Annotated in this window: 17 protein-coding genes; 5 read left to right on the plus strand and 12 right to left on the minus strand. The window is 63.4% G+C overall.

What is annotated here, in order from left to right:
• The first annotated feature begins 43 nt into the window (after positions 1 to 43).
• Together AC0KUR_RS02460 and AC0KUR_RS02465 are read left to right on the plus strand one after the other, a co-directional pair.
• Entirely contained in the window at positions 44 to 1,144 is a 1,101-nt protein-coding gene (locus AC0KUR_RS02460; RefSeq protein ID WP_473375292.1) for an alkene reductase, read from the plus strand.
• A gap of 27 nt (positions 1,145 to 1,171) precedes the next feature.
• Positions 1,172 to 1,849, plus strand: coding sequence for a peroxiredoxin-like family protein (locus AC0KUR_RS02465; protein WP_473375293.1), 678 nt, complete (start codon positions 1,172 to 1,174; stop codon positions 1,847 to 1,849).
• A 441-nt stretch (positions 1,850 to 2,290) separates the two neighbouring features.
• Here the strand turns inward: AC0KUR_RS02465 and AC0KUR_RS02470 are convergent, their stop codons facing one another.
• Entirely contained in the window at positions 2,291 to 3,223 is a 933-nt protein-coding gene (locus tag AC0KUR_RS02470) for an AraC family transcriptional regulator (protein ID WP_473375294.1), read from the minus strand.
• An 86-nt stretch (positions 3,224 to 3,309) separates the two neighbouring features.
• On the opposite strand from AC0KUR_RS02470, the gene AC0KUR_RS02475 reads away from it, so the two are divergent.
• Positions 3,310 to 4,299, plus strand: a complete 990-nt coding sequence (locus tag AC0KUR_RS02475) for an SDR family NAD(P)-dependent oxidoreductase (RefSeq protein ID WP_473375295.1) — start codon at positions 3,310 to 3,312, stop codon at positions 4,297 to 4,299.
• Between the two features lie 409 nt (positions 4,300 to 4,708).
• Here AC0KUR_RS02475 and AC0KUR_RS02480 read toward each other — a convergent pair whose 3' ends face one another.
• The 5 genes from AC0KUR_RS02480 to AC0KUR_RS02500 form a co-directional block, all read right to left on the minus strand.
• Positions 4,709 to 6,571, minus strand: coding sequence for a methyl-accepting chemotaxis protein (locus AC0KUR_RS02480; protein WP_473375462.1), 1,863 nt, complete (start codon positions 6,569 to 6,571; stop codon positions 4,709 to 4,711).
• A gap of 152 nt (positions 6,572 to 6,723) precedes the next feature.
• A complete protein-coding gene (locus AC0KUR_RS02485) occupies positions 6,724 to 7,395 on the minus strand; it encodes an OmpA/MotB family protein (protein WP_473375296.1) in 672 nt (223 codons plus the stop codon).
• 57 nt (positions 7,396 to 7,452) lie between these two features.
• A complete protein-coding gene (locus AC0KUR_RS02490) occupies positions 7,453 to 8,217 on the minus strand; it encodes a flagellar motor protein (protein ID WP_034185630.1) in 765 nt (254 codons plus the stop codon).
• Between the two features lie 13 nt (positions 8,218 to 8,230).
• Positions 8,231 to 9,481: a Crp/Fnr family transcriptional regulator gene (locus AC0KUR_RS02495; RefSeq protein WP_034185629.1), complete on the minus strand. Its 1,251-nt coding sequence runs from the start codon at positions 9,479 to 9,481 to the stop codon at positions 8,231 to 8,233.
• Positions 9,482 to 9,717: 236 nt separating this feature from the next.
• Positions 9,718 to 10,380 carry a glutathione S-transferase family protein gene (locus AC0KUR_RS02500; protein WP_034185628.1) on the minus strand — a complete coding sequence of 221 codons (663 nt, stop codon included), beginning with the start codon at positions 10,378 to 10,380 and terminating at the stop codon, positions 9,718 to 9,720.
• Between the two features lie 287 nt (positions 10,381 to 10,667).
• Here AC0KUR_RS02500 and AC0KUR_RS02505 point away from each other — a divergent pair, with 287 nt between their 5' ends.
• A complete protein-coding gene (locus tag AC0KUR_RS02505) occupies positions 10,668 to 12,038 on the plus strand; it encodes a polyhydroxyalkanoate depolymerase (RefSeq protein WP_473375297.1) in 1,371 nt (456 codons plus the stop codon).
• Between the two features lie 108 nt (positions 12,039 to 12,146).
• Here the strand turns inward: AC0KUR_RS02505 and AC0KUR_RS02510 are convergent, their stop codons facing one another.
• The 6 genes from AC0KUR_RS02510 to AC0KUR_RS02535 form a co-directional block, all read right to left on the minus strand.
• Positions 12,147 to 12,611, minus strand: a complete 465-nt coding sequence (locus AC0KUR_RS02510; protein ID WP_069704565.1) for a DUF3761 domain-containing protein — start codon at positions 12,609 to 12,611, stop codon at positions 12,147 to 12,149.
• Positions 12,612 to 12,673: 62 nt separating this feature from the next.
• Entirely contained in the window at positions 12,674 to 12,811 is a 138-nt protein-coding gene (locus AC0KUR_RS02515; RefSeq protein WP_006488624.1) for an HHHH-motif protein, read from the minus strand.
• Between the two features lie 304 nt (positions 12,812 to 13,115).
• A complete protein-coding gene (locus AC0KUR_RS02520) occupies positions 13,116 to 13,550 on the minus strand; it encodes a cupin domain-containing protein (RefSeq protein WP_049035781.1) in 435 nt (144 codons plus the stop codon).
• 24 nt (positions 13,551 to 13,574) lie between these two features.
• Entirely contained in the window at positions 13,575 to 13,733 is a 159-nt protein-coding gene (locus tag AC0KUR_RS02525; RefSeq protein WP_167361891.1) for a hypothetical protein, read from the minus strand.
• 27 nt (positions 13,734 to 13,760) lie between these two features.
• Positions 13,761 to 14,780: a glycine betaine ABC transporter substrate-binding protein gene (locus AC0KUR_RS02530; RefSeq protein ID WP_473375298.1), complete on the minus strand. Its 1,020-nt coding sequence runs from the start codon at positions 14,778 to 14,780 to the stop codon at positions 13,761 to 13,763.
• A gap of 131 nt (positions 14,781 to 14,911) precedes the next feature.
• Complete coding sequence (locus AC0KUR_RS02535; protein ID WP_473375299.1) at positions 14,912 to 15,829, minus strand: LysR substrate-binding domain-containing protein; 918 nt, start codon at positions 15,827 to 15,829, stop codon at positions 14,912 to 14,914.
• 218 nt (positions 15,830 to 16,047) lie between these two features.
• On the opposite strand from AC0KUR_RS02535, the gene AC0KUR_RS02540 reads away from it, so the two are divergent.
• On the plus strand, positions 16,048 to 16,836 hold the full coding sequence (locus tag AC0KUR_RS02540; RefSeq protein WP_206141133.1) for a HalD/BesD family halogenase: 789 nt from the start codon (positions 16,048 to 16,050) through the stop codon (positions 16,834 to 16,836).
• The last annotated feature ends 54 nt before the right edge of the window (positions 16,837 to 16,890 follow it).

Genomic DNA, 16,890 nt, shown 5'->3' on the forward strand with positions numbered 1-16,890 from the left:
TAAATTAACTTACTGACTCAGCACATCAACTCGGTGAGTTTTCATGAGCAAGCTTTTCAGCCCAACCGCAATCGGTCCGTACGAGATTGCCCATCGCGTGGTTCTGGCGCCCCTGACAAGAATGCGCTCCGAGGCGGGCGACGTACCCGGAGACTTGATGGTTCATTACTACCGGCAGCGTGCGAGCAAAGGCGGCTTCATGATCGCCGAAGCATCGCCGGTCTCGAAGCGTGGGATTGCCTACGCCGGCGCACCAGGAATCTATGGCGATCATCAGATCGCGGGATGGCGCAGGGTCACAGATGCCGTGCACGCGGCTGGCTCGACCATCTTTCTGCAGCTTTGGCACAGTGGCCGGCAGTCTCACCCCGATATCATCGACGGCGAAACACCGATCGGCCCATCCGCATTACGCGCCGAAGGCGTTGGTTTCTCGAGGAATGGAGAAATCGAATTCGCGATGCCACGTGCGCTCGAACTTGACGAGATACCGGACCTCATTGGTCAATTTCGTCGGGCATCGGAGCGTGCGATGGAAGCAGGGTTCGACGGCGTCGAGCTGCACTCGGCGAACGGCTATCTTGCCGATCAATTCCTGCAGGACGGCAGCAACATCCGAACCGACGCTTACGGTGGAACAAAAGAGAATCGTGCGCGATTTCTGTTGGAAGTCGTGGAAGCAATGACATCCGTCTGGGGCGGAGACAGAACCGCCGTCCGGCTTTCTCCAAGCGGTAAATTCGGTGGAATGTTCGACAGCGATCCGAAAGCGACCTTCTCCTACGTGACGGAAGCGATGAACCGCTTCGGTCTCGCCTATCTTCACGTCATCGAGCCGCGCATCAAGAGCACCGAGGAAATCGAAGACGACGCTCAACCGATCGCCGCAGCCATGCTGCGGGAAATCTTCAGGGGTTCCGTCATGGCAGCCGGTGGTTTCGACCGCGACAGCGCCGAAGCCATCATTGAGTCCGGTGTTGCTGACACAGTCGCCTTCGGACGCTCCTTCCTCGCGAACCCCGATCTTCCGGAACGATTCCGGAGAAACCTTCCGCTCAATGCCTACGACCGCTCGACGTTCTATGGCGGAGATCACCGCGGCTATCTCGACTATCCCTTTTACGCTGATCTGCCGTCCGCGTAATTTTTTATCACTTGAAGAGGTCTTATCATGTCACTGCAAGACAAGCTCGACGCATTCCGTGCCAACTTCGAAGCCGGCGGCCCTCCTTACAATGCGCCGTCACATATTCACGAGCCGATGCATCGCGCCACGCGCGAACTCACCGAGTCCGGCGCAGCTGAAAAGGCGCTGAAGGTTGGAGACAGGGCCCCCACCTTCACCCTGAAGGATGCTGAAGGAACATCGTACTCGTCCACTGATCTCCTCGCACGTGGCCCGCTGATCGTGACGTTCTACCGAGGCGTATGGTGCCCGTACTGCAACTTCGATCTGCAAGCGATTCAGGCCTCGCTCCCGGATCTCGAAAGCCGGGGCGCCCAACTCGTAGCGATTTCACCGCAGACCGCTCCGAACAGTCGCCGTAGCCAGCGGGAGAACCACTTAACGTTCCCCATTCTGTCTGATCCGGGTAATGAAGTAGCAGCGGCATTCGGCATCCGATTCAAGTTGCCAGACTATCTGGCGGACCTCTACAAGACCGTTTTCAAAAACGATCTAGCCGTTGCGAACGGCGAGCCGAGTTGGACGCTGCCGATGCCCGCACGATTCGTCATCGGTCAAGACGGAGTCATCCTGTACGCAGAGGTCAACCCGGACTATACGCGCCGGCCAGATCCCGAAGAGCTTTTGCCCGTGCTTGATCGGGTCAACGAAAGCACTGCGTGAGTGGCGCTTGAGGGGAGTACAAGACCGTGTCCTTGTACTCCCAAAAGACGTCGCGCTACACGCCAAGTATCCACGTAAGTATGTTCCTAGCAGCAATATCACCATCCGGGACGCCGAAATCGTGCAGGGCGGTCAGTGCGATGTTGCTTGTGCCTCGGAGGGCTCTTCCAAATGAATTAACGGCGCCTCGGGCTAGATTGCCTCTCGATACGGGTGCCATTTTCCACAATTCCGGAGACAAGGTCGTCCGACCGCTTGTGGCCGAACGCCGCCGGCCGCCGGCCGCCGCCCTGTGACGCGCGACCGGCGCAGATCGACCCTTCTCTGTCGTTCGCCGCAGGACCTCGACAACGGCGGCTTATGACGGTACAACGGTCATCGCACCTGTCCGGACGTTCGAAGACACGGCTGAGTTAGTCGGGGTCGGGACGACCCCTCGCTTCAACCCGACCACCCCGCCCGCCTGTAATCGCTTGGCGACACTCCGGACACCCGTTTGAACGCGCTGCTAAATGCGCTTTCGGATGCGTAACCTAACCTCGCCGCGAGAATGGCAATCGGCAGTTTCTCGTCGGTTAACGCCTGCTTTGCCATACGCATGCGCCACTGCGTGAGCCACGTGAGCGGAGCCATGCCCGCAACCGACCTGAAATGTACGCAAAACGCCGTGCGCGACATTGCCGATGCGGCCGCAAGCTCATCCAGTCGCCATGCCCGGCCGGGATCGCCATGCATCAACCGTAGCGCGGGCGCAAGCCGTCTGTCGCCGATGGCGCGCAGCCAGCCGTTGGGGATTGCCGTGCTGGTGTCGAGATGGACGCGCAGCATTTCGACGAACATCAACTGCGCAAGGTAGGTCGAAGCAAGGCCGCTGCCCGGCAAACCCGACGCGAATTCCTTGACGAGCTGGGCAAGCAGCCATCGAAGGACGGCCGCCTGCTCGCAGTCCGCGCGGATGTGTATCAGCGATGGCAGGACGTCGACCAGCAGCGCGTCGTTTGAGGGCGCGAGCCTGACGTGTCCGCCGATCTGCGTACAACCATTGCCGTCGCCGATCGTCGCAGTCCGGGTTCGCTCGCCGGAGAACACTGTTGCCGCGTCGACCGGATCCGCGTCCGGGTCGCTTGCGAGGACAAACGCGTGTTCGCCCGTCAGCAGAAAGACGTCGCCTTCGCCGACCGCGACTGGCTCCGTCTGCGCATCAATGCAAAGCCAGCAGTTGCCCTTGACCAGTGCGAAGAACTTGAGCTTTTTCGGCTGCGGAAAGCGGATCGCCCACGTGCCCCCCGCGGAGAAACTACCGGCCACGACGGGCTGGGTACAGAGCAGCCGGAGGATAGCCGAGAGCGGGTCGTCCTCGATATTTGAACTCATGCGACAGTATTCCGAACGTTTGATGATTCATCGTACCGGGATTTGAGCCCACACTGCGTACATCATTGTTCGTCCAGGGAAATACCATGATGACGCCACAAAAGCCACTGGGTTCGGGTTTCGGAGCCGCCACCACCGCCGACGAGGTCATCGCCGGCATCGATCTTGCCGGTAAGACGGCGATCGTGACCGGGGGCTATTCCGGCCTCGGACGCGAAACCGCCCGGGTTTTGCGCGCGGCCGGCGCACGCGTAATTGTTCCCGCGCGCGATCTGCGCCGCGCCAGCGAGGCACTGGCCGGCATCGACGTGGAAATCGCGCCGATGGATTTGCTCGATCCGCCCTCAATCGATGCCTTTGCGGCGGCGTTCCTCGAATCGACTCCAGCGCTGCACATGCTAATCAACAGCGCCGCGATCATGGCCGTGCCGGAATTGACGCGCGACGCGCGCGGGTACGAGTCTCAGTTCGCGACCAACCATCTCGGCCACCTGCAACTCACGATGCGGCTCCTGCCGCCGCTGCGCAAGGCGGAAGGTGCTCGCGTGGTGTCGGTTTCGTCGATTGGGCACCGCTATTCGCCGGTGGTTTTCGACGACCCGCATTTCGAGCGTCGCGCGTACACGCCGTGGGCAGCGTATGGGCAAGCGAAGACCGCCAATATCCTCTTCGCCGTTGCGCTCGATCAGCGCGAAAAGGAGCACGGAATCCGCGCGTTTTCGCTGCACCCGGGAGCTATTGTCGAGACCGGGCTGGGGAAATACATTACGCGCGAGCAACTGATCGCCGCAGGTGTCCTTGATGAACAAGGCAAGCCCGTGCGCGATCCGGCGAGGCAACTCAAAACTGTCGGACAGGGAGCCGCCACCCAGGTCTGGTGTGCAACGAGTCCACAATTGAATGGCATGGGCGGCGTATATTGCGAAAACGTCGACATTGCTCCGGTGATGATGCAGGAACCGGAGAAGATGGATATGTCGGATGCAATGCGACTTACGGGCGTATTACCCTATGCCGTCGACTCTGGATTCGCCGATGACCTATGGGCACTCAGCGAGCGACTTCTCAGCGTCTAGTGGAAGCTGCTACTACTTGCCAGATTCGGCTCTTCGGTTTTTTATGTGGCTGTCTCATCATGACTGGCGACGAACCGTTACTTGTTACGAAGCAGCCATTCGAGCGTCGTCGTCAGCGTGCATGCCTATGGCAGCAGTTGGCCGAAGCGGACAACGGTCCGACAGCCCCGTACCGAAACAGCGCTTCCTATTGAACAATGTCACTCAAGATAAGAATCCGTCGGCGACTTTCGCCACCATCGCGGCAATGACGGCGACAAGCACCACCGCCCTCGCGCCAACCCCTCAATTTGGAAATGCGTTTCATTTCCACAAACACCACCAGATCCCATCCATCTAGCAAAAACGACCACCGTGCGCCACGGCGGTCGTCTCTCAGAAACCCTACTCCAAACCCCAAAATCAACCCCTACTCATCCACCTTAAAAGCCGAAACCAACTTGGTCAATTCCGCCGCCTGCTGCTTCAAACTCTCCGCCGCTGCCGCACTTTCCTCGACCAAAGCCGCATTCTGCTGCGTCATCTGATCGAGCGACTGCACCGCATCCCCGATCTGATCGATCCCGGCACTCTGCTCCAGGCTGGCCTCGGCAATCTCGCTCATCATCGCGCTCACGCCTCGAACCTGCGAGACAACGTCGCTCATCACCTTCCCCGCCTCGCTCACCAGCCGCGACCCGGTATTCACCGTCCCCGCGCTATGCTCGATCAGCGCCTTGATCTCCTTCGCCGCCTGCGCACTGCGCTGCGCCAGATTCCGCACCTCCGAAGCAACAACAGCAAACCCGCGCCCCTGCTCCCCCGCCCGCGCCGCCTCCACCGCGGCATTCAGCGCCAGAATATTCGTCTGAAACGAAATACTGTCGATCATCACGATGATCTCGGAGATACGCTGCGACGCGTTGCTGATCTGCTCCATCGTCGTCACGACCTCGCCCACCACCTGCCCGCCACGCGCCGCCGTATCCGATGCGCCGTTGACCATCTTCGCGGCCGTCGCCGCCGTCTCGGTGTTGTTGCGCACCACGGCCGTGATCTCTTCCATCGACGAAGCCGTCCGCTCCAGGTTGCTCGACTGCCCTTCGGTACGCTCGCTCAGATCCGCATTCCCCGAAGCAATCTGCGCCGACCCGGTCGCAATCGACGCCGACGCCGCGCGAATCCGGTGAACGAGCGTCGACAGCGACGACACGAACCGGTTGAACGCATCCGACAACTGCCCGATCTCGTCCTGGCTCTCGACCGTCATCCGGCGCGTCAAATCGCCCTGACCACTGGCGATCTCCGACAGCAGCGTCGCCGCCCGACGAATCGGCGCGGCAATCGCACGGCCCACCAGCCAGATCACCAGCAGCGCAACCGCGAGGCCCACCACCGCCGCAACCAGCGCCGCGCTGCGAATGGCCCGCGTCACCGGCCCGAGCAATTCAGCCTGCGGTACTTCGACGACCACATACGCATTCAGCTCCGGAACGAACGACGTCGCGATGAAGCGCGCACCGTCGTCGCCGTCGTAACTGAGGTACGCGTACGGCTTGCCGGCGAGCAGCGTCGACGGCGCATCGCCCGGCAGCCCTGGCTGATCCTTCAGGAAATGCTTGCCGTCGATCAGCGACGTATCGCGATGCATCATGAACGCGCCGTCGGGACGCACGAGATACGCGAACCCGGTCTGGCCGATCCGGTAGGCCGAGATGCCCTTCGCAAGCGCATCCACGGACAAGCTCATGCTCGCCGCGCCGATCGGCGCGCCGTCGAGTTCCACGCGGCTGTTGATGAACATCATGTAGCCGCCGACGGTCACCTCGCGATCCATGTTCACGTCGAATGCCTTGCCCGACGACAGGAAACGCGTCAGCCACTGATCCTTGTCGGTCACCTTCCGCTGCAGGCCGGCTTCGTTGTAGTAGTTGCCGCTCTTCACCGACACCCACTGCACGGACGCGGCCTTCTGCTCGTCCTTCACGTTCTTCGCGAGCTGGATCCAGTTGCGCGTGCCGGCGTCGGGTTCGCCGTCGGCTTCCCATTGCAGCAGGAACGCATCGCGCGCGAGAATGCGCGACGCGGCGATCGGGCCGGCCATCTGGCGCTGCACGTCGGCACGAATGCCGTTCACGGCGGTCGGCAACTCTTCACGGACGACGCGATCGCGCACCGCGTTGCCGATCAGACGAACGCTGAGCCCGCTCGAAATCGCGACAAACACGAGCAGGCAACTCGTCATGCTGAGAATCAGCTTGTTCTGAATGGAAAGCTTGCGCCAGAAGTGCATGGGGAACCCTCGGTAACCGCTCGGTCTGAGCCAGTTTGGGTTATCGGCATGCACGCGCGGAATCGCATCGCTGATTTCAGATATCGACCATGCGAGATTCGTTATGTTGATGTCGGGCGGACATAAGCGTCGACCCATACGCAAGGATCGGATCAGTACGCAACGAAAATCGTGACGCGCCGATTCCTTGCCCTTGATGCGGCGTCGTCCCCCACAACAAGCGGCTGCGTATCGGCCCGCCCGATCGCCGCCAGCCGATGCGGCGCCACACCGCGCTCCGTCAGGTAGCGCACCACACTCCCCGCACGCGCCGACGATAGCTCCCAGTTCGATTCGTATTTGGCGTTGGCAATCGGCACATTGTCCGTGTGGCCTTCGACGAGGATGTCGCCGGTTGCGTGCGCGCTCAGTGCCTGCGCGATCTGGTTCAGCACCGGCGACGAATCGGGCAGCAGGCGCGCATCGCCGACATTGAACAGGATCTTCGCATCGATGCCGATCTCGACGCCGTGCGGCGCCTTCACCAGCGAGATCCCGCCATTCGACTTCAACGAATCGAGCAGCGCGAGCCACGGCGGTGGCGCACGGTCGGGTTTCACGGTGTCGGCAGCACTGGCAGCGCTTCCGGCCTGCCGCGCTAGCGTCTGGAAGCGTGCATCGAGCGCGTTGTATTTCGCGAGCTGCAGCACATACAGCGCAAGAAACAGCACCATCAGCGTCGTGATGAGATCCGCGTACGAAATCAGCCAGCGTCCGGACTGCGCGCCTTCGAGTTCGTCATCGTCGCGATCGGCAGCGGAAGCGCCGTCAGTTCGAGCTGTCATGCGGTCGAGAATCCCGGTTCGTCATATGGCGCTGGCACCTGAACGCGCACACGTCCATCAAGCAAGCGATTCCGCCGCCCGCCCGCGCACATCGCCGGTCAGGCGCGTTTCGATCGTGTGCGGCGACTCCCTGCGCGAAATCGCGAGCAAGCCGTCGAGATACAGCTTGCGGAACCGCATCTCGCTGTCGATCTGCGCGCGCAGCTTGCCGTACAGCGGCAGAAACACGAGGTTTGCAAACGCGAGCCCGTAGAGCGTCGCGACGAACGCCACCGCGATGCCCGGCCCAAGCTGCGCGGGTTCGAGAATATGGCTCGTCACCTGCACGAGCCCGAGCACCGAGCCGAGAATGCCGAACGTTGGCGCATAGCCGCCGGCCTGCTGCCACACGCGCACGGCGGCGAGGCGGCTGCGCTCGTACGCATCGAGTTCGCGCTGCAACGCATCCTCGAGCACGGCGGTCGACACGCCGTTCGCCAGCAGTTCCAGCCCGCGGCGCGCGAACGGATGAATGCCGCTTACGTCCATCGATTCGAACGCGAGCAGCCCGTCGAGCTTCGCGCGGTCGCCCCATTCGAGCAGGTCGGACAGGTTCTTGCGATCGACCTCGCGCGCGCGCACGAACGCGAGCCGCAGCTGCTTCACCGCATCGAAGAAGCGTGCCCACGTGTTCTGGATCATCACCGCGCCGAGCGTGCCGCCGAGCACGATCACGAGCGCCTCGAACTGAAACAGCATCGAGAAATGACCGCCTTCCAGCGCGAAACCGAACACGATCGCCGCGCCGCCGAGCACCACACCGGCCAGGGTCAACAGATCCATACGCCTCCCCGTCTCATGCATCCGACGACGACGTCGACGCCACCGGCGCCACGCCCGCCGCAGGCGCCTTCGCCGCACGCACGGCATCCAGCACGCGCTGCTCGATTTCCTCGACCTCGATCGGGTCGAGCTTGATCTCGCGGCGCATCACCCATGACACCTCGTTGCGCCGCGCCTCGGTCATCACGGAAAACAGCTTGTCGGCCACCGCGCGATCGTCGAGGTTCGCGATCAGCTTCGCGAGATCGTACGTGTCGAACGCGCTGATCACGTCGAACAACGTGCGCTGGTCGACCCACACGAGATCCTCCAGCGCGCGCACGTCGCCGCCGCGCCGCGCGTTGCGCCGCGAGAAGTACGCAACGCCCTTCTGCTCGACGTAACTGAGCACCTTCGATTTGCGGAACGCGAACACTTCGTCGGCGATCTCGCCGTTCGACAGCTTGTTGAGCAGCAGCGTCTTGTCGACGCCGATCAGCGATTCGAGATCGGCCAGTTCGATGAGTTCGAGTTCGCTGTTGATCGACAGGTCGAGATCGTGATCGGCGACCTGCTGCGCGCGATCGATGATGCGCGCGGCGTCGAACGTGACGACCTGACGCGCGTCCGACGAAGCCGCGTAGTCGACGGCACCGCCGGCACCGTCGGATTGCGCGGCTTCGATCGTGACGAGATTGAGTTTCTCCATGCGGCGCAGCATCGCGAGCACGTGCGGGCGCGAGTGGCCGGCAATCGCGCGGCATTTGCGGATCACCTCGGCGAGCGGCACGGAAGCTTCGGCGGCATGCGCCTGCATCGGCCGGCGCGCCCATGTATCGCCCGCGTCGCGCGTGTCGGCGCCCGCCATCAGCGACAGCACATGCGCATACGACAGCACGCCCGGCATGAAATCGGCATGCGTGTAGGTAGCAAGCTGGTCGTCCTTGCGCTTCACGCGGCGGATCATCGTTCGCACGATATGGCGCAGCAGCGCGGACACGCGCTCGATTTCATCGTCAAGCATGCCGGCCGGCACGACCGTGAGCTGACAGAACGACAGCGCCTTCGCGGTATGCGCGCGCGGCTCGGCCGCGAGCAGCGCCGATTCGCCGAAGAACTCGCCGCGGCCGAGCGTCGCGACGATCACGCGCTTGTCGTCGCAGCGCGTGGACAGCTCGACCTTGCCGTCGGTAATGAGGAAGATGACGGGCTCGCCGGCGAAGCCCTCGGAATAAATGATTTCTCCGGGCGCCGCCGTACGCGTCCACGATTGCTGACGATTCAAGTCGATTCCCCTGCTGCGCTGGTTGTTGCGGACTGCGCGTCGCCCGTCGAAAGCGCGCGATCGCGAGTCGTCCCCGTGACTCGTTTACGTCATTGGGCTCAACATCCTTTAGGGAATTCGTCCTCGTTTCCGACCGAAATCAAGGTAAAACGTTTGCGAGTGGCGCAAGCGCGTCGAATGTTCGTTTCGCCGCTTGCGCGTGTAGTGAAATTGAAAGCGTACGGCGGCCGTGTGCGTCAGAACTCCATGTCGAGTTCGTCGATGTCTTCATGCTCGGCCTTCGCCGCATCGATCCATTCCGCGACGAACGGCTGCGCGAGCACGCGCATGCAGTATTCGGCGATGTCCGGCTCGAGCTTGACGTCGTAGGTCAGGAAGCGCGTGACGACGGGCGCGTACATCGCATCGGCGATCCCGATCTGCGCGCCGAACAGCCAGGGGCCCCCGTACGCGGCGAGGCACTCGCGCCAGATCGTGACGATCCGCTCGATATCGTGCTGCGCGCGTGACCAGATCCGGAAGCCGGGAAAATGCGCGCGCAGGTTCATCGGCAGCGCGGAGCGCAACGCGCTGAAGCCGGAATGCATCTCGCCGCAGATCGAGCGGCAATGTGCGCGCGCATGCCGGTCGTCGGGCAGCAGCCGCGCCTGCGGCCGGATCTCGTTCAGGTACTCGGCGATCGCGAGCGTATCCCATACCTTGCTGCCGTCATGCGTCAGGCACGGCACGAGGATCGACGGCGACAGCAACAGCAGTTCCGCGCGCGACGCCGCATCGATCGGCACGCTGACCGTCTCGAACGCGAGGCCGCTCAGCTTCGCGAGCAGCCAGCCGCGCATCGACCACGACGAGTAATTGCGGCTGCTGATGGTCAGCGTCGTCAGTCCGGTGGATTCCATGTTGCTCCCTGCTGGTTGCCGTTCGTGCCCCTGCACCGAAACGGATGCATCACGCCGTGATCCGCACCACGCCTGTGCGGCCCATTCGCCGAACTGGCGCAGCGCCGCACGGTGTCGCGACACGCATCGCACGCCGGAGCGGTGCGGCCACGCATCGACCGCACCTGCCCGTCGTCTTGCGCCGCCCGCGCCGCCGCGTTTCCGAACCGCGTGCAACGCGCGTGCCAGCCGCATGCTGGCACACGGCTTGCCTCGTTCCTTGCAACGCGGCGCAACGAGCGACGGCCATGAACCTGCTTGCCTATCCGTTTTACCAATGGTCTGCCGAATGCGTGCGCCCGGCGCGCGCATGGGCGGCCGCCACCCGTGCGACGATGTCGCTGTGGCCGCCCTCGACGTCGACGCCGACCGGCCGCATGCTCGACGCGCTGTGCGAACTGCTCGAATGCTGCGCATTCTCGCACCGGCGTCCGCCGTTCGGAATCAAATCGATCGCCGTCGACGGCGACACGGTGCCGATCGTCGAGGAAGCGGCGGCCGTCACGCCCTTCGCGACGCTGCTGCACTTCCGCAAGGCGCGGCCCGTCGCACGCCAGCCGCGCGTGCTGATCGTCGCGCCGATGTCCGGACACTTCGCGACGCTGTTGCGCGGCACCGTGCAGACGATGCTGGCCGATCACGACGTGTACATCACCGACTGGCACAACCCGCGCGACATCCCGCTGACGGCCGGGCGCTTCGGCTTCGACGAATACGTGGCGCACGTGATCGACTTCATCCGCCAGATCGGCCCGGACGCGCACGTGCTCGCGATCTGCCAGCCGACGGTCGCCGCGCTCGCGGCGGTTTCGCTGATGGCAGCCGGCGGCGATCCGGCGCAGCCCGCGAGCCTGACGCTGATGGCCGGCCCGATCGACTGCCGCGTGAATCCGACGAAGGTCAACGCGCTCGCGACGAGCCAGCCGATCGAATGGTTCGCGCGCAACCTGATCAGCGTCGTGCCGGCGGGCTTCGTCGGCGCGCAGCGGTGCGTGTATCCGGGCTTCGTGCAGGTCGGCGCGTTCATGTCGATGAACCCGGACCGGCACGCGGCGTCGTTCGCCGATCTGTACTACCAGCGCGCGAAAGGCGACCCGGCGAAAGCCGCCACGCTGCGGCATTTCTACGACGAATATTTCGCGACGGCCGACCTCACCGCGGAGTTCTATCTGGAAACGGTCGAGAAGGTGTTCCAGCAATACGCGCTCGCGCGCGGGGAGCTGACGGTCGGCGACCGGCTCGTCGAACCGGCGGCGATTCATCGCACCGCGCTGTTGACGGTCGAAGGCGAGAAGGACGATATCTGCGCGGTGGGCCAGACGGTGGCCGCGCAGGAACTGTGTTCGGGGTTACCGTCGTATCTGAAGACGCACCACGTTCAGACGGGTGTGGGGCACTACGGCGTGTTCAACGGCAGCCGGTGGGAAACGCAGATCTATCCGATCGTGCGGGCGACGATCCATGACAACGAGCCGTACGATCGCACCGCGAATGCGGAAGGCGACCCAAGCGGCACCCACTACGTCACGCTGCGCGCCCTGCTCGATGCGCGCGCAACCGGGAGCGACGCAACCGGGAGCGACGCAACGACGGAAACACGATCGCATCACGCGCACTGAGCGTGCGCGTCGCCGCAAACGAATCGCCCCGCCGAAGAGGCGGGGCGACGTTTGCTGCGGCGTTCGGACGACGCGCGAGCGAAGGCACTCGCGCGCCGGCACCGCGCGTTACGAGCAGGCCTTGCCGTGCGACGCGTGGTAGCCCTTCGCCTTCGCGTCGGCTTCCGACATGTAGCTGCCGTGCTTCGTCTTGCCGTAGTACTTGTCGGTCGAGCAGTGGTAGACCTTCGTGCTGTCGTTCGCCCACACCTTGCCCGCACCGCCGCCCGGCGCGGCTGCCGCCGTCGCGGCGGCGCTCTTCGCGGGTGCCGTGCCCGATGCCGGCGCGGCGGACGCCGCCGTGGCCGGCGCCGCGGCCGGTGCGCTCGCTGCAGCGGCGGCCGATGCGCCGTACCACGTCTTCACACCCTTGTGGCCCGCACAGGCGCCCTTCTTCGATGCGCCCGAGTAGAACGAGCCGTCCTTGCACAGCCCGGTCGTGCCGGCCGGCGCGCTGGCCGGAACCTGCGCGAACGCACCGATCGACACACCCATGCCGGCGACCAGCGCGGCGATCAACATCGTTTTTTTCATGGTCCTCTCCTGATTTGCCTGAATGATGAAAACGTCCCGGGCATCCCCGGGCAAAGCCACGGTTACCGCACCCAGCGGCACACGCGATGGTGGTGATGATCGAAATGGCACACGCGGTGCGAATGCGCTTCGGCCAGTGCCGGCACGAGCACGGCGCAAGCCAGTGCGGTTGCCGTCAGGATCTTCGCGATGCGGTTCATGGTGAAACTCTCCCGGATAAATCAGCCGGTGATCCGGCTGGTCACTCCTTAACGCCGGTCGTCGACCGGCCGTGCACCGCGCGGCCGCGCAATTGACGATCTTTGACATCGCGTCGCGAATCGGCGCTCGAAGCTGACGAATGTCTTTCTTTTCTTTCCGGATCTTCAGCGCCGCAACGGTTTGGAATTCGAAGCACCGTTCCGAAGCGGGAGGCGGGTCGCAGCAGTCCACAGCTCAATAAAAAACCGCCCGAAGGCGGTTGGTCTCGAGCATGCGCCCGGCGCGCGCCGGAAACCCGGCAAGCTATGCGCCCGCCTCGCCCCACGGCGTCGGCGCGGGTACCGCGCACGGCCCGTCGACGTCGATCGACTTGAAATCGGCGGGCCCGACGATCTCCAGGTACTCCATGTCCGGCGAATAGTCGAACAGGTAGTGGACGATCCCCGGCGCCTGGTGCACGCAGTCGCCGGCGGCTACCAGCGTTTCCTGTTCGCCATACATGAAGCGTGCCCAGCCCTTCAGCATGATCACGATATGGAACTCGGCCTCGTGACGGTGCCAGCCGGTGCCCGCCTCCGGTGCATGGTTTGCCCTGACGAGTTGCGCGACGACCTTGCCGTTCGTCGCGGCCGCGATGCCGAGATCGCGGTACAGGAAGAAGTCGCGCAGGCCCTCGCCTTGATAGGCGGTGTCCTGCGGCTTCACGTGGGAAAAAGCGGTGGTGGTCTGCTCGCTCATCGCTGTGCTCCTTCATCGAAAGGATCACGCGTGACAAGCATTTAGCGTTCCAGTTTGCAGCGGCGCGACGCCCGCGTGCGAAGCCCTGCCCGTCAGCAGCGTTTGCGCGATCATCGCCGCGCCGACATTCATGGCGCGTTTCTCAAACTGGGTTGCCGCCTGATCCGCAGGAATACCCGGCATGCAAAGCAGTCTTCGAGAAACCTGCTCTTAGCGTAGCCATTCACCCACCCGGGCGCGATTCGACGCGATCCATCGCGCGACACCCTTCTGCGGATCGGATTCACCGGCGGCACGGATATCGTTCATCAGCGAGCCGAGCGTCTGGTCGTCCATCTTCCATGCACCGAGCCAGCGCGCGACATCCGGACGTGTCTGACTGAAGCCGGCCTTCGCGATTGCATAGATCGCATCGGGTTGACCGAACACCTGCTTCGGGTCTTTCAGGTAGTGCATCGGATACTTCGCCCACACCCAATGCGGATTCCACAGCGTGACGACGATCGGCTGGCGACGCTTTGCCGCGCGATCCAGCGCGAGCAACATCGCAGCCTCCGATGACGGCAACACAGTCGCGTCGAGCGCATAAGCGGTGCGCGCCTCGCCCGTCAGTTTCATCAGGCCGCTGCCGGGTTCGATGCCGAAAATCGTCGGCTTGCCGTCGTGGCTGAACTGGGCGGCATGTGCGTTCAACTGGTCGATGCTGTCGATCGCGACGTAATCGGGCACCGCGAGGCCCAGCTGAGCGCGGGGAAACCACGGGCCGATCTTCTCGACGCGCGACTTGATCGCATCGTACGGCGGGCCGTCCGCGGATGGCAGCCAGACTTCGAACGTCAGATCGAGCTTGCCCTGCGCGACGCCGTTATAGATGATCGCCTTGTCGCCCGACTGCAGCGTGACGTCGTAGCCTTTTTCCGCAAGCAGCGCCTTCCACAGATTCGCGACCGCGATATTCTCGGCCCAGTTGTTCACTCCGATCACCACCGTTCCGTTGCCGGCGGCGTGCGCCGACGCCGAAACCGATAGCGCGAAGAAAAGCATGAACCGCCCGAGTACCGGGCGACGCATGGTGACAATAAACAGGCGGGCAAGCAACGACAGGATCATGAGAAGGGCTCCTATTGAATGGGGAAGGCACTGAGGCAAGGCATAACGCAGCCGATGGAACCGGGCGGGAGCGATCGCGCGGACACCGGCATCCGTGGCAACGGTCATCCGTTCGCTCACAGATATATTTATTGCGCCAATTTCGTTTTGACAGCGAGGAATTCCGATAGGGACCATCGGAGAGGCCGAACGATCGCGTCGTTGCGTTGGGCCCGGCTCCCGCGAGGCTACGGGATGCGATGCACGATCATTCAGGCCGGCGACGGCGCGCTCGCCGCGCGGCGGCGCTCCTCGACCATCGTCTCGATCAGCAGAGCCAGATCGTCGGCTGCAGGATTGCGACTGCCGGGTGAGCGCAGCAGCTCGAGATCTGCGGGCGGCAGCGCCGGCAAGCCGTCTTCCATGTCCAGCACGCGCCAGTTCGCGGGCAGCGTGCAGCGGTCGATGATCGTCACCGCCGCACCGTGATTGACGGCGACCTTGATGCCGGTCGGGCTCTGGCTCGTGTAGATCACGTGATACTGCCGCCCGAGTGCCGCCAGTGCCGCGAGTCCACGCTGACGGTAGCAGCATGTTTCCGGAAACAGCGCGAGCGGCACGGACGCGCCGCCCGGTAACACGAAATCGCGATGCGCGGCCCACACCACGTCCTCGCGGCCGAGATGACGCCCATCGCTTTGCGCGCCGTGCCTGACGACCAGTGCCAGATCGAGTTCGCCCGCCTGCAGGCGCTCGATCAGCTCCAGCGACATTCTGCAATCGATATGCGGGCGCGCATCCGGCCGCAGGCGATAGAACTTTTCGAGCAGATCGGGCAACCAGAGCTCCGCGTAATCCTCAGGCAAGCCGAAGCGAATCACGCCATGAGCGCTCGTGCGTTTGAGTGCCGCTATCGCTTCGTTCTGCACCTGAATGATGCGGCGCGCATGGATCAGGAAGTTTTCCCCGTCTCGCGACAATGCCAGACGGCGACTGTCGCGCAGAAACAGGTGCGTTTCCAGCCGCTCTTCGAGCGTACGGATGCGAAGGCTGATCGTCGATTGCGTCCGGTGCATCTGCCTGGCTGCGGCGGTCACGCCGCCGCTGTCGACCACCGTGATGAACGCGCGCACCAGTTCTCCGTCGAGCGAGCTGAGTTGAGACCAATCGGGTTCGCTGATGTCAGTCATCGAAATTACTCGTTATCCAAGGGAATTTGTCGATCGAATCATTGACGCATCGATAGGCCGATTGTTGTCGAAAACAATTCAGGCCACAAACGCCTCACCCCTCGAAACTGGAGCCAACCGTGCAAGCAAGCCCGCCTCTCGCCGACGCAGAATGTACTGATCTGAGCGATATCGTCGATACCGACCACTATCCGTTGCATGACCCCGGGCACGCCGGAATGCGCGACCTGCTCGCAACGTGCCGGGCCCAGCTGACCGCCAGCGGCAGCGCGGTGTTGCGCGGCTTCCTGCGCCCCACCGCACTGGAACAGGCGCGCGTCGAAGGGCTCGGCTTCGCGAAAAAAACCTATTTCTCGAGCCGCAAGGTCAATGCGTATTTCACCGCCGACGATCCGTCGTTGCCCGCCACGGATCCGCGCCGCATCTTTATGGATCGCACGAGCGGCTTCGTCACGCGCGACGTGATCCCGGCCGATGCAATCGTTCACCGGATTTACGTGGCGCGTGCGATGAAGCAATTCGTCGCTGCATGTCTCGGCGAAACGCAGATCTGGGAATACGCGGACCCGTACGCCGGACTGGTTCAGAACGTCATGCCGCCCGGCACCGAACAGCCGTGGCACTACGACACCAACGAATTCATCGTGTCGATGATGACGCAGCAGCCCACGGCAGGCGGCGATTTCGAGTACTGCCCGAACATCCGGTCGCCCGAGGGTGAAAACTACGATGCGGTCGGCGCGGTGGTGCGCGGAGAGACGCGCACGCCGATCAGCGTGATTACGCTGCAGCCGGGCGATCTGCAACTGTTCAAGGGCCGTTTCTCGCTGCACCGCGTGACCCAGGTGCGCGGCGACATCGATCGTCACACTACGATCTTCGCCTATTCGAAGAAGCCTGGGGTGGTCGGCCGCCTCGAGCGAACCCGCCAGCTGTACGGCCGCGTATCCGAAATGCATCTGGAAGCCGAACAGACACTGGTCCGCGCGGACAACCTGGTCGACTGACGATGCGATTTCCCGATGGGTAGACCCATCCAATTACTTCGTTGTGCTGATACT

It is taken from the genome of Burkholderia sp. YHN3-13 (genome assembly GCF_055810675.1).